The sequence below is a fragment of the Neisseria sp. CCUG12390 genome, from assembly GCF_047837985.1.
Classification (GTDB): domain Bacteria; phylum Pseudomonadota; class Gammaproteobacteria; order Burkholderiales; family Neisseriaceae; genus Neisseria.
The window spans coordinates 2,076,916-2,095,827 of sequence record NZ_CP181244.1 but is presented as its reverse complement, the minus strand read 5'-3'; the positions used below and the strand labels follow the sequence as shown (position 1 = coordinate 2,095,827).

The 18,912-nt window shown below is 51.2% G+C and carries 15 protein-coding genes; 8 read left to right on the top strand and 7 right to left on the bottom strand.

The window, feature by feature from the left end; translation table 11 throughout:
• Positions 1-71: 71 nt before the first annotated feature.
• From ACM67E_RS09620 to lpxH, 3 genes are all read left to right on the top strand, one after another.
• Complete coding sequence (locus ACM67E_RS09620) at positions 72-770, top strand: DUF502 domain-containing protein (RefSeq protein ID WP_416191228.1); 699 nt, start codon at positions 72-74, stop codon at positions 768-770.
• A gap of 74 nt (positions 771-844) precedes the next feature.
• Entirely contained in the window at positions 845-2,653 is a 1,809-nt protein-coding gene (gene aspS / locus ACM67E_RS09615; RefSeq protein ID WP_416191227.1) for an aspartate--tRNA ligase, read from the top strand.
• Positions 2,654-2,964: 311 nt separating this feature from the next.
• Positions 2,965-3,678 (top strand): UDP-2,3-diacylglucosamine diphosphatase, encoded by a 714-nt coding sequence (lpxH, locus tag ACM67E_RS09610; protein WP_416191226.1) that lies wholly within the window; start codon positions 2,965-2,967, stop codon positions 3,676-3,678.
• Positions 3,679-3,724: 46 nt separating this feature from the next.
• Here lpxH and serB read toward each other — a convergent pair whose 3' ends face one another.
• From serB to hisC, 4 genes are all read right to left on the bottom strand, one after another.
• On the bottom strand, positions 3,725-4,561 hold the full coding sequence (serB, locus tag ACM67E_RS09605; protein WP_416191225.1) for a phosphoserine phosphatase SerB: 837 nt from the start codon (positions 4,559-4,561) through the stop codon (positions 3,725-3,727).
• Between the two features lie 111 nt (positions 4,562-4,672).
• The gene (locus ACM67E_RS09600; protein ID WP_416191224.1) at positions 4,673-6,694 is read right to left on the bottom strand and encodes a right-handed parallel beta-helix repeat-containing protein; all 2,022 of its coding nucleotides are present in this window, start codon (positions 6,692-6,694) and stop codon (positions 4,673-4,675) included.
• A 676-nt stretch (positions 6,695-7,370) separates the two neighbouring features.
• Positions 7,371-8,309 (bottom strand): imidazoleglycerol-phosphate dehydratase HisB, encoded by a 939-nt coding sequence (gene hisB / locus ACM67E_RS09595; protein WP_416191223.1) that lies wholly within the window; start codon positions 8,307-8,309, stop codon positions 7,371-7,373.
• Between the two features lie 26 nt (positions 8,310-8,335).
• Positions 8,336-9,412, bottom strand: a complete 1,077-nt coding sequence (hisC, locus tag ACM67E_RS09590; protein WP_416191222.1) for a histidinol-phosphate transaminase — start codon at positions 9,410-9,412, stop codon at positions 8,336-8,338.
• Positions 9,413-9,629: 217 nt separating this feature from the next.
• On the opposite strand from hisC, the gene ACM67E_RS09585 reads away from it, so the two are divergent.
• A complete protein-coding gene (locus ACM67E_RS09585; RefSeq protein ID WP_416191221.1) occupies positions 9,630-10,196 on the top strand; it encodes a tetratricopeptide repeat protein in 567 nt (188 codons plus the stop codon).
• 182 nt (positions 10,197-10,378) lie between these two features.
• Here ACM67E_RS09585 and secB read toward each other — a convergent pair whose 3' ends face one another.
• Entirely contained in the window at positions 10,379-10,813 is a 435-nt protein-coding gene (secB, locus tag ACM67E_RS09580; protein WP_416191220.1) for a protein-export chaperone SecB, read from the bottom strand.
• Positions 10,814-10,832: 19 nt separating this feature from the next.
• Positions 10,833-11,090, bottom strand: a complete 258-nt coding sequence (grxC, locus tag ACM67E_RS09575; RefSeq protein ID WP_416191219.1) for a glutaredoxin 3 — start codon at positions 11,088-11,090, stop codon at positions 10,833-10,835.
• A 266-nt stretch (positions 11,091-11,356) separates the two neighbouring features.
• Between grxC and rng the strand changes: the two genes are divergently transcribed.
• The 3 genes from rng (at position 11,357) to msrAB (ending at position 16,874) form a co-directional block, all read left to right on the top strand.
• Positions 11,357-12,850, top strand: coding sequence for a ribonuclease G (rng, locus tag ACM67E_RS09570; protein WP_416191218.1), 1,494 nt, complete (start codon positions 11,357-11,359; stop codon positions 12,848-12,850).
• 342 nt (positions 12,851-13,192) lie between these two features.
• Complete coding sequence (gene recG, locus ACM67E_RS09565) at positions 13,193-15,232, top strand: ATP-dependent DNA helicase RecG (protein WP_416191217.1); 2,040 nt, start codon at positions 13,193-13,195, stop codon at positions 15,230-15,232.
• Between the two features lie 103 nt (positions 15,233-15,335).
• Entirely contained in the window at positions 15,336-16,874 is a 1,539-nt protein-coding gene (msrAB, locus tag ACM67E_RS09560; protein ID WP_416192771.1) for a bifunctional peptide-methionine (S)-S-oxide reductase MsrA/peptide-methionine (R)-S-oxide reductase MsrB, read from the top strand.
• Between the two features lie 88 nt (positions 16,875-16,962).
• On the opposite strand, the gene ACM67E_RS09555 is transcribed toward msrAB, so the two are convergent.
• Positions 16,963-17,769, bottom strand: coding sequence for an integrase core domain-containing protein (locus tag ACM67E_RS09555; RefSeq protein ID WP_416190995.1), 807 nt, complete (start codon positions 17,767-17,769; stop codon positions 16,963-16,965).
• A 438-nt stretch (positions 17,770-18,207) separates the two neighbouring features.
• Here ACM67E_RS09555 and ACM67E_RS09550 point away from each other — a divergent pair, with 438 nt between their 5' ends.
• Entirely contained in the window at positions 18,208-18,801 is a 594-nt protein-coding gene (locus ACM67E_RS09550; protein WP_416191216.1) for a hypothetical protein, read from the top strand.
• The last annotated feature ends 111 nt before the right edge of the window (positions 18,802-18,912 follow it).

Below are 18,912 nucleotides of genomic sequence, written 5' to 3'. Positions count from 1 at the left end.
GTTTCTTACCGCCCGACCGCGTATAATACCGCGTTTGGGCGGTAGAACTTCAGTCTTTATCGGATAAAAATATGGCAGAACAAGCAGCGGAAAGCAGTACCATAGCCAAGGCACTCAAAAGATACCTGATTACGGGTATTTTGGTGTGGTTGCCTATTGCGGTGACGATTTGGGTGATTACCTATATCGTATCGGCTGCCGACCAATTGATTAATCTGTTGCCGGTTCATTGGCAGCCGCAGTATTTCTTGGGTTTCAATATCCCCGGTTTGGGTGTGATTGTCGCCATTGTCGTTCTGTTCGTTACCGGCCTGTTCGGTGCTAACGTGTTGGGCAAGCGCATTATTTCTGCATGGGACGGTATGCTCGGCCGCATTCCGGTGGTGAAATCGATTTATTCCAGCGTGAAAAAAGTATCGGAATCTTTGCTTTCCGACAGCAGCCGATCATTCAAAACGCCGGTACTGGTGCCTTTCCCGCAGCCTGATATCTGGACGCTGGCTTTTGTTTCCGGCCATATTCCCGATTCGGTCAAATCTTCGCTGCCTCAAAACGGGGAGTATATCTCGGTTTATGTCCCGACCACTCCCAACCCGACCGGCGGCTACTACATCATGGTGAAAAAAAGCGATATCCGCGAGCTGGATATGAGTGTGGACGAAGCCCTGAAATACGTTATCTCAATGGGTATGGTCATGCCGGATGAGCAGGCTGCCAAAATATCGGCAGACAACCCGGGTAAATCTTTGCCGGAATCTGCCGAACATTAATACAGGCCGTCTGAATGTTTCAGACGGCATAACCGTTTCAAACCAAATCAGATCAAATACAAAAAGGTGATTTTATGCGTACCAACTATTGCGGCTTAATCAGCGAGCAATACTTAGACCAAACCGTTACCGTGAAAGGCTGGGTGCACCGCCGCCGCGACCACGGCGGGGTGATTTTCATTGACTTGCGCGACCGCGAGGGCATCGTTCAGGTAGTGATTGACCCCGATACTCCCGAGGCTTTTCAGACGGCCGATTCCGCCCGTAACGAATACGTCCTCAGCATTACCGGCCGTGTGCGCAACCGCCCAGAAGGTACGACCAACGACAAAATGATTTCGGGTAAAATCGAAATTCTCGCCAAAGAAATCGAAGTGCTGAACGCCGCCGCCACGCCGCCGTTCCAAATCGACGACGAAAACCTCAGCGAAAACGTGCGCCTGACCAACCGCGTGATTGACCTGCGCCGCCCTGTAATGCAGCGCAATCTGCGCCTGCGCTACCAGGTGGCGATGGGTGTGCGCCGCTTTTTGGACGAACAGGGCTTTATCGACATCGAAACGCCGATGCTGACCCGTTCCACTCCTGAGGGCGCGCGCGACTATCTCGTGCCCAGCCGCGTGCATCCGGGTGAGTTTTTCGCGCTGCCGCAATCGCCGCAACTCTTCAAACAGCTTTTGATGGTGGCCGGTTTCGACCGCTACTACCAAATCACAAAATGCTTCCGCGACGAAGATTTGCGTGCCGACCGCCAGCCCGAATTTACCCAAATCGACTTGGAAACTTCGTTCCTGAACGAAGACGAAATCATGGACATCACCGAAGCGATGGCTAAAAAAGTGTTCAAAGACGCGCTGGGCGTGGATTTGGGCGACTTTCCGCGTATGCCGTTTGCCGATGCCATGTTCTACTACGGTTCTGACAAACCCGATATGCGCATCAGCCTGAAATTTACCGAGCTGACCGACCTGATGAAAACGGAAGAATTCAAAGTCTTCCGCGGCGCAGCCGATATGAAAGGCGGCCGCGTGGTTGCCCTGCGCGTGCCGGGCGGTGCGAAGCTGAGCCGCAAAGACATCGATGAATACACCAAATTTGTCGGCATTTACGGTGCGAAAGGCTTGGCCTACATCAAAGTCAACGACGTAACCAACCTGAGCAACGGCGAAGACAGCGGTTTGCAGTCGCCCATCGTCAAATTCCTGTCTGAAAACGCCCTGAAAGAAATCATCGCCAAAACCGAAGCGCAAAACGGCGACCTGATTTTCTTCGGTGCGGACAAAGCCAAGATTGTCAACGAAGCCATCGGCGCGCTGCGCATCAAGCTCGGTTTGGAACACGGTGCAGAGAACGGCTATTTCGTTGATGAGTGGAAACCTTTGTGGGTGGTCGATTTCCCGATGTTCGAATACGACGAAGAGGCCGACCGCTACACCGCCATGCACCACCCGTTCACCTCGCCCAAACCCGGCCATGAAGACCTGATGGAATCCAATCCCGAGGCCTGTCTTGCCCGTGCCTACGACATGGTGCTCAACGGCTGGGAAATCGGCGGCGGTTCCATCCGTATCCACCGCGCCGACGTACAGGAAAAAGTGTTCGCCGCGCTGAAAATCACGCCGGAAGAGCAGCAGGAAAAATTCGGCTTCCTGCTCGACAACCTCAAATTCGGCGCGCCGCCGCACGGCGGTTTGGCCTTCGGCCTCGACCGTTTGGTTACGCTGATGACCGGTGCGGAATCCATCCGAGACGTGATTGCGTTCCCGAAAACCCAGCGCGCGCAATGTCTGCTGACGAATGCGCCGAATGCGGTGGATGAAAAACAATTGCGCGAATTGAGCCTGCGCCTGCGTGCTAAGGCAACAGAAAACAAAGAAGCGTAACTATTTGCTTTAATTGAAATTTAAGGCCGTCTGAAAAATTTTCAGACGGCCTTTGTGTATTTTACGACCGTCGTCCCCAATCCTGCCTTGCCGTTCTCCCTTCGTGTTTTCAGTAACACTGTCCACGGCGGTAAATGCGGTTTCAACGGTTTTCCTTTGCCCCTCTTAAGATTATTTGCGCCGGATACCGATTCATTTCGTTTGGCTGACAGCAAACTGAGTACACATACGCTTGTGTTTTCAGACGGCCTTTTTCTATACACAGGCCGTCTGAAAAATTATAATGGCGCAAATTGTTTGAGAATGTTTCCATGCCGATTTATTTTATTGCCGACCTGCATTTGAGCGAATCACGGCCCGAGCTGACTGCGCTGTTTCTGCGTTTTATGAAGGAAAAAGCGCCGCACGCGCAGGCGGTTTATATTTTGGGCGATTTGTTTGATTTTTGGGTGGGCGATGACGAGTATTCTCCTTTGATTGACTCGGTGAAACACGCCATCCGTGCGGTCAGCGACAGCGGCGTAAAATGTTATTTCCAACACGGCAACCGCGATTTTATGATTGGCAACCGCTTTGCGCGGGAATGCGGCATGACGTTGCTGTCCGATTATTGTGTGGCGGATTTGTTCGGACAAAAAGCCTTGCTTTGTCATGGCGATACGCTGTGCATCGATGATGTGCGCTATCAGCGGTTCCGTCAAAAAGTGCATCAGAAATGGCGGCAGAAGCTGTTTTTAATGCTGCCGCTGTCGTTCCGCCTGAAAATCGCACATAAAATCCGCCATGCCAGCAGGCAGGACAAGCAGCAGAAATCGGCCGAAATCATGGATGTGAACCCTGAATTTACGGCGCAAACTGTCCAGAAATACGGTGTGCCGCTGCTGATTCACGGGCATACGCACCGTGAAAATATCCATGTAAATGAAGATTTTACCCGAATCGTATTGGGCGATTGGAAAGCGGATTATGCTTCGGTGCTGAAGGTTGATGAAAGCGGTTTTGAATTTATCGATGATTCTGCATGATGAAAGGCCGTCTGAAAATTTTCAGACGGCCTTTTGTTTAAGCGTATTATCGGAACCAGCCGCGAATCCGCTCCAAACCGCCGAAGTTGATGCAGGCATCGGCACGGGCTTGCGCTTTGGGTTTGGCGCGGTAGGCAACGCCAATACCGGCGGCTTCCAGCATCGGGATGTCGTTGGCACCGTCGCCCATGGCTAAGGTTTGCGCGGTATCCAAGCCGAGTTTGGCGCGGTATGTGTGGAGCAAATCCTGCTTTTTCTGTGCATCGACCACACCGCCCGACACTTTGCCGGTAAGCTTGCCGTCAATGATTTCCAAAACGTTGGCGTGCTGGTATTCGAAGCCGAAACGCCGTTGCAGCCGTTCGGTAAAGAAAGTGAATCCGCCGGATACCAGCAGGAATTTGACACCATGTTTTTTGCATTCGGACAATAAAAATTCCGCGCCCGGTGAAAGCTGCAAGACATTTTCGTAAACGTCATGCAGGAATTGTTCGTCCAAGCTTTTGAGCAGGGCGACGCGGCTGCGCAGGGATTGCTCGAAATCGAGTTCGCCGCGCATCGCCCGCTCGGTAATTTCCGCTACCTGTGCTTTCAAACCTGCACCGGCAGCGATTTCGTCGATACATTCGATGGTAATCAGCGTTGAATCCATGTCGCTGACAATCAGTCCCAAATCGGAAAAGGCCATATCGGGCAAGACGGCGGCATCGATTTCCTGACGGTCGAGCGAGGCTTTCAGGGAAGCGGGCAGAACGAAACCTTCATCTACGGGGAAACGCAGGCTGTGTGCCGTTTGTTGCGGTCCGGGTAGGTTCAGGGTTTGCAATGCGCTTAAATCGCAGCGTGAAAAATCGTTGTGTTGGAGGATGAGGACGTTTTGCATGGCGGGCAATGTGTGAATTGGGAATGAGCGATTATAACAAAAGAAAAGGCCGTCTGAAGGGTAGGGCGCAAGCGGGGTTTGCTGCCTTCTTTCAGACGGCCTTTTGCCGAATCAAAGAATATCCAGTGAATTCAGCGTGTGGATGTTGTAGGTATTATCCAGAGCATCATATGAATAAACTTTGGACTCGCCCAATTTGTCTTGGTCGTAATCGGTAAACAAGGCACTGACCCGGAACTGGTTTTTATCCAGTTCGAAGGTGGTGGTCAATTCCTGTTCCACTTTGTCGGCGGCCTCTTTGGTGGCCGTGAAGGCTTTCAAATATTTGGTGTTCAGGTTGGATAAAGTGTCCATTTCCTTGCCGTTTTGGGCGTTATCGATGGCAACGTGGGAGGCATTTTTAACTTGGAGCCAGTCGCTGTTGAGCTTGGATTTTTGAGCGGTGACGAATTCGTTGTCGCTGACGGTTGCGCTGGTACTATGCTTCGAACTTGTACCAATCAGGCTGACGATGGATTTGTCCAAATTGCCGTTCAGGGTGAATTTATTGTCCGCTACGGTGTAAGTTTCCGCGTTTCCGATAAGCTGTACGCCCTCTGCCACACCGTTGTTTTTCTTGATGGTAATGTCATTGTCGCTGACGGTGACGTTGCCGCGTAAGGTATCGGCGGCATTTTTTTCTTCTACAAAAATGGGGACGGTACCTTTTGTAATCTCTCCGATGTTGGCGGTGTTTCCGGAAATATTAATCGTACCGGAACCGGCGCCTTTCACGCCGTTTAAAGCAGTATCGTTGATGGCGGCAATCAAATATTTGCTGCTGTGTCCCTCAATCTTGTTGTCGGTGATGTTGACCGTGTAGTCGATAGAATGCTCGTGATTGCGGAATTCGATGCCGTATGTATGCAGCGCATCGCGGTAGACAGACAAACCGCTGATGCTGTTGCCGCTGATTTCATAATTGGCATTATTGTCGGTGTGCAGGTCTCGGCGTTGGGTATTGGTTTCGAGTTGGATACCGGCATAACCGTGATAAAACCTGCCTAAGTCGTCATCATTCAAAAGGCGGAACGAGGAATCTTGAACTACGGTATTGTTTTTGATGACCACATTATCCATGGCAAATTGGCGGTTATAAACCGCAATGCCGTATAAGCGGTCGCCGTTGGAAATGTTGTTTTCAATCACAATGTCGGTACCGTCGTGCACATCCAAACCTTTGCGGTAATTGTGGTTGGTGTAGTTGTTGGTGTAGGTAATGCCGAAATTATACGTGCCTGCCATCGCAGCAATGCCGTAGCCGGTGCCGCCGTCGTATTGTGAGCCGTTCCACGAGGCGGTATTGCCGTCGGCAACGAAATTTTCTTGATATGCAACCAGTAAGCCGCCGACGCGGTTGTGATGCAGGTAGCTGTTTTCAACGCGGTTATTTTCTCCGGAGGGCAGTCGGGAGTCGGTTTCGTCGATTTCACCGTTGGCCACGCGAGTTTTGTAGCTGGTGCCGGTACGGCTGTCTTTCTCGGCTGCACGGGTGGACGTGAATAGAATCCCTGCGCGGTTGGCGCCGGAGGCTTCTACGGAGGAAATCAGCGTATTGTCGGCATCGTTTACCAAAATTCCGCTGACTTTGCCGAAATAGCTTTGGCCTTTCATATAGAAATCACTTTTTCGGGTGTATTCGACCGATAAGTTGGCAATCGTGAGATTGTCGACATCGTCCACCAAGATACCGGCATATTCGCGGATGTCGCCGTCGTTGTTGTTGGAATTGAATATGCCGCTCTGTTTTTTGTCGAAACGGATTTGGGTGGCGCCCATACCGTCGCCGAACAAGCCTTTGACATGACGCAATGATGAATCGATGACAATTTGATCGGAAATGTATAGTGTGCCCCCTAAATATACCGCGGCTTTTTCTTTATCGGCCGCTTTGAGTGCCGCATTGATGGCAGCCAGACTGTCGGTCTTGCCGGTTTTGTCGGTTCCGAAGTCGCTTGCATCAATATATTTTCCATGTTTGCCGGCGTAAACTTTATAAGCTGTGCCTTCTGACGAGACTTTAGTGGCGATGACAGAGTCGCTGCTGCTGCGCTTCATGGGCGAGGCGACTTTCCGATGTATATAGTCAGACATAAATAATCCTTCATTTTAAATTGAATAATAGGTCAATGTAAGGAGGCAAAACTGATTTCCGTAAATAGCTGGATTTTTTTGGTCTTGTTAATTAATAAACCATAAATATTAATCCGATATTAATCTGAATATCCCGTTAAATTTTTAAAAATCATATATATGTCAATGTTATATGAAGTGGTAGGATAAAAGAAAAATGATATTATCTTGCGATAAGATATTCGGTCAAGTATTTTGATAATCGGTTAATTGCTGGAGAATTAAAGTGTAAAATTAATAAAAAATAATATAAAGATATAAATGAAATACAATATGCATATATTAATATAGCATTCTGTTTTCTTACTGGCGTGGATTATTCTGCCTGAGATTGGGTGGCAGGTAACTATTGGAAACTAAACCAACTTAATCAATTGGCCGGAGTGCGACTCTTGCCAATCCGGTTAGTCGGAATGGGATGAAGTTTTTGGAAGCGGTCGGTGTAAGGGAAGATTGCCGGATTGTGGCATGAAATAAATTTACGGTACGCTAAATATTTTTTGTAAAATTTTCAGTTGGTCGTGAAGTGTGTTCACGTGCGTAAAACTAATGTAAAAAGCAAGCGATATATGATTGGCATTCAAACCAAAACCGCATTTCAGACGGCCTGAAATGCGGTTTTGGTTTGGGTAACGGATTAAGCGGTCAATGTTCCCTTGGTCGAGGGCATTTTGCCGGTCATACGTTCATCGTATTCAACAGCCATGCGCAGGGCGCGGCCGAAGGCTTTAAACATAGTCTCGGCCTGATGATGGGCGTTTTTACCGCGCAGGTTGTCGATATGTAGCGTCATCATGCTGTGGTTGACCAATCCGTGGAAGAATTCGCTGAACAAATCCACATCAAAGCGGCCGATTACGGCACGGGTGAATTCGATGTTGTATACCAAACCCGGGCGGCCGGAGAGGTCGAGCACCACGCGGCTCAAGGCTTCATCCAGCGGAACATAAGCATGGCCGTAGCGGCGGATGCCTGTTTTGTCGCCCAAAGCCTGTTTCAAGGCTTGACCGAGCGTGATACCGATGTCTTCGACGGTGTGGTGGTCGTCGATATGCAAATCGCCTTTGCACACGATGTCCAAGTCAATCAAGCCGTGGCGGGCGATTTGGTCGAGCATGTGGTCGAGAAACGGTACGCCGGTATCGAAACGTCCGATACCGCTGCCGTCGAGATTCAGTTTGACGGTAATCTGCGTTTCGTAGGTGTTGCGTGTCACGCTGACATAGCGGCCTTCCGTAGCGATTTGGATGTCACCGTTTTCAGACGGCATTCCGTCCGGAATCAGGGTCAGGTTGGATGCGGCCTGTATTTCTGCGGCAGCGGCTTTTTCTTTGTCTTTGCTGTGGTCGCGGTCAAGCCAGCCTTTGCGTTTGCCCATGCCCTGTTCCAATTTTTGCGCCAGGCTCGGGCGGATGCCGCGTGCTTTTTCGTCTTCAACCTGTTCTTCCAGGCGGCGTTTGAGTTGGGACAGGGAGGCGGCGTTTTCATAACCGCATTTTCTTGCCAGCTTCGTTAAGGAGCCGGCTTCTTCAATCAGCAGATACAGATTATCTAAATGGCGTTTGGTTTTATTCATGGCAGAAATCTCAATGTTTATTTAATTTAAGCGAAAAGTTTGCGGATAATGTTTAAGACGGCATCGTTCTGCTCGGGCGTGCCGACGGTCAGGCGGACGCATTGATCCAAGAGCGGATGGTTGCCGTGCAGTTTCTTAATCAGAATATGGTTTTGCTTTAAAGTTTCAAACAGTCCGGCCGCATCGGGTACGCGGACAGTAATGAAATTGGCTTCGCTCGGAAAGGCTTTCAGACGGCCTATCCGAGATAATTCGGTAAACAGGCGTTCGCGCTCGGCTTTGAGTTTCGATACGTTGTTCTGAATGACTTCAAAGTGCTGCATGGCGAATTTGGCCGTGGCCAGGCTTAACTGGTTCATATTGTACGGCGGCAGGATTTTGGCCAATTCACTCATCAGGGCAGGGCTGCCGGCGGCATAGCCGATGCGGATGCCTGCGAAACCGATTTTGCTGACGGTACGCATCACCACCAGATTATCCGTGCTGCCGGCTTGCGGAAGGAAACTGTCGCCGCTGAAGGCTCCGTAGGCTTCGTCCACGACGACAATGCCTTTGGCCGCACGAATAACGGCTTCGACTTCTTCACGGGCAAAACGCACGCCGGTCGGGTTGTTGGGATAAGCGATAAAGGTCAGGGCGGGGTTGTGTGTTTCTATGGCTTTTAGAACCGCCGCTAAATCAAGCGTGAAATCCTCGTTCAGCGGTACGCCGACATAATTCATGCCGAATAAAGCCGCGTTTTGTTGATACATGACAAAGCTCGGCTCCACCGCCAGCATGGTTGCCCCGGGTTTGGCCAGCAGTAAAGTGATGAACTGAATCAACTCATCCGAACCGTTGCCCAAGGCCACGGCCGCCGCTTGCGGAATATCAAAGGTTTCGCGCAAGGCTTCCTGCAGGCCGCTGGCGGCAGGGTTCGGATACAAGTGCACATCGGCTTGGGCCAGCAGCGCCGTCCATTCGTTTAACAGTTCGGGCGAACCGGCAAACGGATGATACGGGCTTTCCATCGCATCCAATTTGGTAAAACCTTTCGGCAAATCGGCAATATGGTAAGCGGTCATTGCTTTAACATCGTCACGGATAAAATCAAGCGCGGACATAACGATTCCTATATGATTGGGCTGTTTTGGCGTATGGGTTTCCGCAGTTTTATTGATAAAGCAACACACAGTGTTATCAATACAGCGGTACGCGCAAAGAATTGTAATGTAACATAAAAAGCATATAAAAACACCTGTTTGGGCGACAATATTTTTTTCAGGCGGCCTATAATTGCAGGACGTGAAAAGTTGATAAATAAATTTCGGGGAGAATGCAATGAAATGGATGCCGGTTTTGATTGTCGCATTGGCCGTTAGTGCTTGTCATGCGCCCAATCAGAATACGCAAGCGAAAAACATCACGGAAAATCAAATTCGCCGCCAAGCTGCCGATTTGGTGGAAAAAGGTGCACAGGCTTATGAGCAATACCGTTATGCAGAAGCAATGACTTATTTTACCCAGGCTTCTGCGGCCGGCCATATGAAAGCACCGCGCTACATCGGCCTGATGTATCTGAACGGTTACGGTGTACAGAAAAACGCCCGCCGCGCCGTGGCGGAATTCAGCAAAGCCGCGCAATGGGGTGATATGATCGGGCAATTCTGGTTGGGTTATTGTTATGAACAGGGCATCGGTGTGGAGCAGAACCGCGAACAGGCTTGGGCTTGGTATGAACGTTCCGCCCGCGAAGGCAATGCCTATTCCGCGCCTGCCATGACTGCATTAGGCCGCATGTCTGAAAGTGAAGATTTGCAGGAGGCGATTGAATGGTATCAAAAATCTGCCGCCGTCGGTGATAAGGAATCACGCGTAGCATTGAAACGTTTGAATGTCGTATTATGATTTGCAGGGATGTGTCAAGAAGAATGGCCGGAAATATTAACATTTCATCCCTGTTTTATTTTGTCGGATAAATTTGAAACCGGTTAAAACAGTCTCATGCCGTCTGAATCTGCCGGGGAAATCAATAAAAGGCCGTCTGAAAACTTTTCAGACGGCCTTTTGATTCATCATCCGAGCCTGAATCAGGCATTGCCTTCCTGCTGTTGCTGGTACATGGCTTCGAAGTTGATCGGTGCCAGCAATACCGGCGGGAAGCCGCCACGGGTTACGGTTGAGGAAATCACTTCGCGTGCGTATGGGAACAGGATGTTCGGACAAGCCACGCCCAAGAGCAGTTGGATGTCTTCTTCCGGAATGTTTTCCAAACGGAAAATGCCGCTTTGGGTCACTTCGTTCAGGAACATGGTACGCTCTTCGTTCAATTTGGCGGTTACGGTCACGGTTACGTCAACCGAATAAATGCCGTCTTCCAGCTTGTTGCTGGCGGTCGATACGCGCATATCGACTTCGGGGTCGCCGCTTTCCAAAAAGATTTGGGGGGCATTGGGCACTTCCAAAGACAAATCTTTGACGTACAAACGTTCGATGCTGAATACGGGTTGCAATTCTTCTGCCATTTTGTTTCCTATCAAGAGGTTAGGGGTTAAGTAAATCGTTCAGTCCGCCCTGCTGCTGCAGGCGGTAGAGATCGGTAAAGCCGCCGACGTGGGTGTCGCCGATAAAGATTTGCGGAATGCTGCGCTGGCCGCTGAGCTGTTGCATTTCGGCGAAATCCGCCGGATTTTGGTCAACGCGGATTTCTTTGATTTCGGTGACGCCGACTGCTGCCAAGAGCTTTTTCGCCATCGTGCAATACGGGCAAAACGCGCCGGTGTACATGGTTACGGGTTGCATGGTTGTCTTTCTGTAGATTTCCGACAACTATATGGGCATCAGGCGGATTTTACAAGTGCAATCCATTTATCATGCGTGCGGTATGAAAAATTCTGTTCTCCGTATTTACTTGTTATGCCGTTTGTTTTTCAGACGGCCTGTCATCATATTCGTGGCAGGCCGTCGGCTTTTGAAGTATGATTACGGCGGTGCGCGAAGCTACTTTTGCCATCTGTCTGCTTGAGCGGGCAGATTGCAAAAGTATTTTTTATTCATGGAAAATTAATATGTTAGCCGGTATTCCCATTCCTAAGGACACCGTCCGCCCCCCTGAAACCGTGTTGGTCAACATCACGCCGCAGGAAACGCGCGTGGCGGTTTTGGAAGAAAACAACATTTGCGAACTGCATATTGAGCGCAACAGCGGCCACAGCCTGGTCGGCAATATTTATTTGGGCGTGGTGCGCCGCGTGCTGCCGGGTATGCAGAGCGCGTTTATCGACATCGGCTTGGAGCGCGCGGCGTTTCTGCATATTGTCGATGTGTTGGAGCAACGCCGCAATCCCGATGAAACGCAGCGCATCGAGCATATGCTGTTTGAAGGGCAGACCATCTTGGTTCAGGTCATCAAAGACCCGATTAACACCAAAGGCGCGCGCCTTTCCACCCAGATTTCGCTGGCCGGCCGTTTTCTCGTGCATCTGCCGCAGGAAGAACACATCGGCATTTCGCAACGGATTGAAGACGATACCGAGCGCACCAACCTGCGCGAACGTCTGCTCAACCTGCTTCCCGAAAACGCGTGCCACGGCTACATCATCCGCACCAACGCCGAAAACGCCACCGACGAGCAATTGCAGGCCGACATCCATTACCTGACCAAAGTGTGGGAACATATCCAGCAGCAATCCAAAACGCAGCCGCCCGAAACCCTGCTTTATCAGGATTTGTCGCTGAATTTGCGCGTCTTGCGCGACATGTTCAGCCTGGATACGCAGAAAATCCTCGTCGATTCGACCGAAAATTTCCGCCGCATGACCGAATTTGCGCAATTATATGTGCAGGGTGCGGTGGACAAATTGGAATTGTTCAAAGGCGACCGCCCTTTGTTTGAAACCCACAACATCGAACAGGAAATCAACCGCTCGCTGCAACCGCGCGTGAATCTGAATTTCGGCAGCTACCTGATTATCGAATCCACCGAAGCGATGACCACGATCGACGTGAACACCGGCGGCTTCGTCGGCGCGCGCAACTTCGACGAAACCATTTTCCGCACCAATCTCGAAGCCTGCCACACCATCGCCCGCGAACTGCGTTTGCGAAATCTCGGCGGCATCATCATCATCGACTTCATCGACATGGCAAAGGAAGAACACCGTGAAGCCGTGTTGCAGGAATTGGCCAAAGCCTTAAGCTTCGACCGCACGCGCGTCACGCTCAACGGTTTTACCAGCTTGGGTCTGGTTGAGTTGACCCGCAAACGCACGCGCGAAAACCTCAATCAGATATTGTGCGAACCCTGCCCGTCATGCCACGGCAGAGGCCGTCTGAAAACGCCGCAAACCGTGTGTTACGAAATACAGCGCGAAATCGTGCGCGAAGCCCGCCGCTACGATGCCAAAGCCTTCCGCATTCTCGCCGCACCGAATGTGATTGATTTGTTCCTCGACGAAGAATCTCAGTCACTGGCGATGCTGATCGACTTTATCGGCAAACCCATTTCGCTGGCGGTGGAAACGGCATATACGCAGGAGCAGTATGATATTGTTTTGATTTAAAATTTCGAGTATTAAAAGGCCATCTGAAAATTTTCAGACGGCCTTTTTGATTCAGGTTGTGACCGGGAGTATTGAGGCAATCCAAACACGGAAACCTTGGTATAGTCGTTTAAAACAGAAATAAGGCAAGGCGACGGCGACCGCCGTGTACATCCGGTACATAAGGGAGCCGGTGACGCTGTATTATTTTTATTTTAAACGACCATAAAACTCAGGTTGGATCTGACCATCCGTATCCGTCATGCGCTTGAAACACGGATGCCGTCTGAAAAAGCCACCGCTTTCAGACGGCCTGTTTTCATATAAAATATCGTAAAGCCATATCTTTCCGAAACCGACACCATGCTGCCCGTTCACCAAAAACAGCTCAAAATCACCGAAACTTCCGCGAAAAAGCTGGAAAAGCTCAATCTCAACACGCCGTGGGACGTGGTTTTGCACCTGCCTTTGCGCTACGAAGACGAAACCCACATCATGCCGATTGCCGATGCGCCCGTCGGCGTGCCGTGTCAGGTGGAGGGAACCGTTACCCATCAGGAAGTAACGTTCAAACCGCGCAAGCAGTTGGTGGTGCAGATTGCCGACGGTTCGGGCAGCGTGCTGCACCTGCGCTTTATCCATTTCTACGCCAGTCATCAGAAGCAGATGGCGGTGGGCAAACGCATCCGCGCGGTGGGCGAAATCAAGCACGGTTTTCACGGCGACGAGATGATCCACCCGAAAATCCGCGATGCGGACCACACCGGTTTGGCCGAAAGCCTCACGCCCGTTTACCCGACCGTGAACGGCCTGAACCAGCCGACTTTGCGCCGCATCGTTCAGACGGCCTTGGATACCGTGCCGCTGCACGATACGCTGCCCGACGAATTGTTAGGCCGTCTGAACCTGCCGCATCTAGCCGAAAGCCTGCGCCTGCTGCATTCGCCGCCGCCCAGTTTCACCATCCACCAGCTCTCAGACGGCACGCTCCCTGCGTGGCAGCGGCTGAAATTCGACGAACTTTTGGCGCAGCAGCTTTCCATGCGGCTGGCGCGGCAGAAGCGTGTGAACGGCAATGCCAACCCATTGATCGGTAACGGAAAACTGTCCGGAAAATTATTGAACGCGCTGCCGTTTGCGCTCACGGCGGCGCAGCAGCGCGTGCTTGCCGAAATCCGCACCGACATGGCGCAAACCCACCCCATGCACCGCCTGCTGCAAGGCGATGTCGGCAGCGGCAAAACCATCGTCGCCGCGCTTGCCGCGCTCACCGCCGTCGAAGCAGGCTGCCAAGTGGCGGTGATGGCGCCCACCGAAATTCTGGCCGAGCAGCATTACACCAAGTTCAAACAATGGTTCGAGTCGCTCGGCCTGGCCGTGGCGTGGCTTTCCGGCAGCCAGCGCAAAAAAGAAAAAGAAACCAACAAAGCCGCGATTTCAGACGGCCTCGCGCCGATTGCCGTCGGTACGCACGCGCTGTTTCAAGACGACGTCGCGTTCCAAAACCTCGGCCTCGTGATTGTCGACGAGCAGCACCGTTTCGGCGTGGCGCAGCGGCTCGCCCTGAAAAACAAAGGCAGCGACGTGCACCAGCTCATGATGTCGGCCACCCCCATTCCGCGCACGCTGGCGATGAGTTTTTTCGCCGACCTCGACGTTTCCGTCATCGACGAACTGCCGCCCAACCGCACACCCATCAAAACCCGCCTCGTCAACAGCCTGCGCCGCGCCGAAGTGGAAGGCTTCGTGCTGAACACCTGCCGCAAAGGGCAGCAGGCCTACTGGGTGTGTCCGCTGATTGAAGAAAGCGAAACCCTGCAACTGCAAACCGCCGTCGATACCCTCGCCGAACTTCAGACGGCCTTGCCCGAACTCAGCATCGGCCTGGTTCACGGCCGCATGAAGCCGTCTGAAAAAGCCGAAGTCATGGCCGAATTTGCCGCAGGCCGTCTGAATGTGCTGGTCGCCACCACCGTTATCGAAGTCGGCGTGGACGTACCCAACGCCAGCCTGATGGTCATCGAACACGCCGAACGCATGGGCTTGGCGCAACTGCACCAACTGCGCGGCCGCGTCGGACGCGGAGCCGCCGCCAGCGCGTGCGTATTACTGTTTTCCGAACCCCTGAGCGAACTGGCCAAAGCCCGTCTGAAAGTGATTTACGAACACACCGACGGCTTTGAAATCGCCCGCCAAGACCTCAACATCCGCGGCCCCGGCGAATTTCTCGGCGCACGGCAAAGCGGCGTACCCATGCTGCGCTTCGCCAATCTCGAAGAAGACCTGCAGCTGCTGGAAAAAGCCCGCGAAATCGCGCCCAAGCTGATTGAAGAGCGGCCGGATATTGTGGAGAAACATTTGGACAGGTGGCTGAGCAGCAGGGAAGGGTATTTGGGGGTGTGAGGCCGTCTGAAAAAAATCTCGAAAGATGGTGCGAACGCCTGATTTTCTATCGTAACGTTTGGGAGAAAACATGAAACTGTTCAAAAAAATATTCTATTGGCCGATGCTGTGTGCGGCGGCGGTGTCGGGTTTATTTTTACTGTCGGGCTGCCAACCCGAAGCGGCTGCCGCGCCCGTTCCCGCCGCGCTGGAAAAACTGCATGATGCCCACGGCAAACCGGTAGGCCGTCTGAAAAACGGCAAACCGACCCTGATTAAATTCTGGGCGAGCTGGTGTCCGCTGTGTTTGTCCGAGCTGGGAAAAACCGAGCAATGGGCGCAGGACCAGCGTTTTCAGACGGCCAACCTGATTACCGTGGCCTCGCCCGGTTTTCTCGGCGAAAAGAAAGACGGCGAGTTTCAGACATGGTATAAAGGGCTGGCCTATCCCAAACTGCCGCTGGCGGTGGACGCTGGCGGTGCGCTGGCCAAAAGCCTGAACATCGGCGTGTACCCGTCGTGGGCGGTGCTCGATAAAAACGGCAACGTTGCCCGCATCGTCAAAGGCAGCATCAACGAAACGCAGGCACTCGCGCTCATCGGCAATCCTGACGCCGACATAGGCCGTCTGAAAACCACGTTCAACAAACCCGCTGAAAACAAAAAGGAAACCAAACCGATGAACCTGAAAACCATCCATCTGGCCGGCGGCTGCTTCTGGGGCTTGGAAGCCTACTTCCAACGCATCGACGGCGTGGCCGACGCAGTATCGGGCTACGCCAACGGCAACACCGAAAACCCGAGCTACGAAGACGTGGTGCGCCGCAACACCGGCCACGCCGAAACCGTGCGCGTTACCTACGATGCCGACAAATTGAGCCTCGACCAAATCCTGCAATACTATTTCCGCGTCATCGACCCCACCAGCCTCAACAAACAGGGCAACGACCGCGGCACACAATACCGCACCGGTGTTTACTACACCGACCCCGCCGAAAAAGCCGTGGTGGAAGCCGCCATCGCGCGCGAACAGAAAAAGTTCGACCGCCCGATTGTGGTGGAAAACCTGCCGCTGAAACACTTCTACGAAGCCGAGGAATACCATCAGGACTACCTCGTCAAAAACCCAAACGGCTACTGCCACATCGACATCAGCAAAGCCGACGAACCGCTTGAAGGCGCGTCCGCCGACGGCAAAGCCGCCAAAGGCTTCGACGCGGCAAGCTACAAAAAGCCCGATGATGCCGAACTGAAACAGCGTTTAACCGCCGAACAATACCGCGTTACCCAGCAATCGGGCACGGAATACGCCTTCAGCCACGAATACGACCACCTGTTCAAGCCCGGCATTTACGTCGACATCGTCAGCGGCGAACCCCTGTTTTCGTCCGCCGACAAATACGACTCCGGCTGCGGCTGGCCGAGCTTTACCAAACCGATTGAGCAGGCCGCAGTGACCGAACACGAAGACCTGAGCTACAACATGCGCCGCGTCGAAGTCCGCAGCCGCGCCGCCGACTCCCACCTCGGCCACGTCTTCCCCGACGGCCCCCGCGACAAAGGCGGCCTGCGCTACTGCATCAACGGCGCAAGCCTGAAATTCATCCCGCTGGAAGAAATGGACAAAGCCGGCTACGGACATTTGAAACATCTGGCGAAATAGCTGCCTTTATTTGAGAGTCAAACGCAAAACACACAGGCCGTCTGAAAAATTTTCAGACGGCCTGAGATGTAAGAAATAACCGGGTTGTTTACACAACAGGTTGAGAAAAATAATCCTCCAAAGTCTCAAAAGGCGTCCTGCCTTTCAAGCTGCCGTGCGGCTTGACCGTATTGTAGAAATTCACAAAGCGGCACAATTCCCTGCGCCGGTGTTGCGCATCGTCAAATGTCTGCTTATCGTGCCACATCTCCATCAGCGTCCGAATCACCCGTTCCGCTTTGCCGTTGGTCTGCGGACGCGCAATACGGGTAAACTTCTGCACGATGTTGTTGCGGCAGCAGGCAGCGCCAAACGGGTGGGATGCATTGCCTTTGTATTCCACTCCGTTATCCGAGTATGCGCATTCGACGGTGTACGGGCAGCAGTCAATCACATCCCTCAACAGAAACTTGGCGGCACTGGCAGCCGTACGGTCGGGCAAGATGGCTGCGTACAGTTCGCGGGAGTAGTCGTCGATGGCGACAAACAGGTATTCGAACGGGTCGGCAACGCTTTGGTTTTTCAGCCGCGGCAACCGTTTGGTATCGAAATGCACCATTTCGCCGGGATAGGATTTGTTGTAGCGTTTAGCCTGTTTTTTGAGCTTTTCTTCGATGGCTTTTTCAACCTTAGCCAAACGTTTCATCCCGTATTTTGCTTGTTTGAACCGGTTGTTGGTACTGTTTTGCGGTGTGAGCAGCTGCAGCCGTGCGGCTTTGAGGATACGGTAGATGGTTACTCTGCTGACTTGGTATTGCCGGGCAAGTGAAGTAACGGTAATTTTATCCTGTGTATAGGCGCGCCAAACGGCTTGACGTTGGTGCGGTGTAAGTCGGGTATTTTTGTGGATGTTCATGGCAGTATTGTCTTTCAAATACTGTAAACAACGCTAGCTTTTCTTACACCTGAGACCTTTGCAAAACTCAACTTAAACTAAAAAATCTATTTCCGTCCTTCCCGCGAAGGCGGGAATCCAGACTTATCGGATTCGAAAATATTTATAAATTACAGCAGGTTGAAATTTTGAATTCCCTCCTTCGCGGGAAGGACGGATTAGAAATTTTTGAATATTTCCGGGTTTTGCAAAGGTCTTGGCCTGTGTGTTTACGGTTGGATTTACTAGCTGTAGGGTGGGCACTCGTTGCCCACAAAACATTTGGATTTCAAGCAGTTGATGGTTTGAAGGTGTTTTTGGTGGGCATAAATGCCCACCCTACACATTCTGAGCAGCAGGGAGGGGTACAAACTGAAGAATTGAGTTTCAAGATAACTTAGAGTGAAAGGCTAAAAAATAATGATAGTATTAGATAAGTTAGATGAAAAAATATATTCATTTATTGGTTCAAGTTCTCCAAGAAAATATATTTTGGAAACATTTGGTGGACTAAATAGAACAGATGCAGATAAACCTGTTTATGAGAATTTCTTACGTTGGCTTGAGAAAGTTCCTAAACTTGAAAAAGCAAAATATCCTGCAACATTTGCTTATGTGGAAGATGAAAAGAATAAAGACATTATAAAGATGCAAGAAGAAATGAAAAATGAGGAATTTTATATCCCTAGAAGTCAACATTTATTTCATGGCGGAGTTTTTCCAATAGAAAATCCAAGAATTGGTGATCAAATTGATACTATAAGCATGTTCTCTACAACAATTGATCCATATACGGCCAGTATGCATGCTATTCAGGAAGATCCTAAAAATCTATGGGTAATAAAATTAAATGAGAATACAAGAGCTTTACCTCTTTGTATTGATGGAATGGAAGAAAGTGAGATACTTGTATTTTCTTCTTTAAAATTGAAAATTGTAGATATTAAAAGAATATTTAAAGATAGCTTAGGTCAAAAAATAGAAATGGATGTTATCTTTTTAGAAACTACTTAAGCAATTGCAGGTTGGGTTGTCAACCTGACAAACTGTCTGCAAAGATTGTTCCGTAACAGCCCGTTTTCAGACGGCCTGTTTTTTCAGGTAGAATAAATATTCCGAATAGGC

Coding starts and splice junctions, on each gene's coding strand:
- ACM67E_RS09620 (WP_416191228.1), top strand. CDS start 72: ATGGCAGAACAAGCAGCGGAAAGCAGTACCATAGCCAAGGCACTCAAA.
- aspS (WP_416191227.1), top strand. CDS start 845: ATGCGTACCAACTATTGCGGCTTAATCAGCGAGCAATACTTAGACCAA.
- lpxH (WP_416191226.1), top strand. CDS start 2,965: ATGCCGATTTATTTTATTGCCGACCTGCATTTGAGCGAATCACGGCCC.
- serB (WP_416191225.1), bottom strand. CDS start 4,561: ATGCAAAACGTCCTCATCCTCCAACACAACGATTTTTCACGCTGCGAT.
- ACM67E_RS09600 (WP_416191224.1), bottom strand. CDS start 6,694: ATGTCTGACTATATACATCGGAAAGTCGCCTCGCCCATGAAGCGCAGC.
- hisB (WP_416191223.1), bottom strand. CDS start 8,309: ATGAATAAAACCAAACGCCATTTAGATAATCTGTATCTGCTGATTGAA.
- hisC (WP_416191222.1), bottom strand. CDS start 9,412: ATGTCCGCGCTTGATTTTATCCGTGACGATGTTAAAGCAATGACCGCT.
- ACM67E_RS09585 (WP_416191221.1), top strand. CDS start 9,630: ATGAAATGGATGCCGGTTTTGATTGTCGCATTGGCCGTTAGTGCTTGT.
- secB (WP_416191220.1), bottom strand. CDS start 10,813: ATGGCAGAAGAATTGCAACCCGTATTCAGCATCGAACGTTTGTACGTC.
- grxC (WP_416191219.1), bottom strand. CDS start 11,090: ATGCAACCCGTAACCATGTACACCGGCGCGTTTTGCCCGTATTGCACG.
- rng (WP_416191218.1), top strand. CDS start 11,357: ATGTTAGCCGGTATTCCCATTCCTAAGGACACCGTCCGCCCCCCTGAA.
- recG (WP_416191217.1), top strand. CDS start 13,193: ATGCTGCCCGTTCACCAAAAACAGCTCAAAATCACCGAAACTTCCGCG.
- msrAB (WP_416192771.1), top strand. CDS start 15,336: ATGCTGTGTGCGGCGGCGGTGTCGGGTTTATTTTTACTGTCGGGCTGC.
- ACM67E_RS09555 (WP_416190995.1), bottom strand. CDS start 17,769: ATGAACATCCACAAAAATACCCGACTTACACCGCACCAACGTCAAGCC.
- ACM67E_RS09550 (WP_416191216.1), top strand. CDS start 18,208: ATGATAGTATTAGATAAGTTAGATGAAAAAATATATTCATTTATTGGT.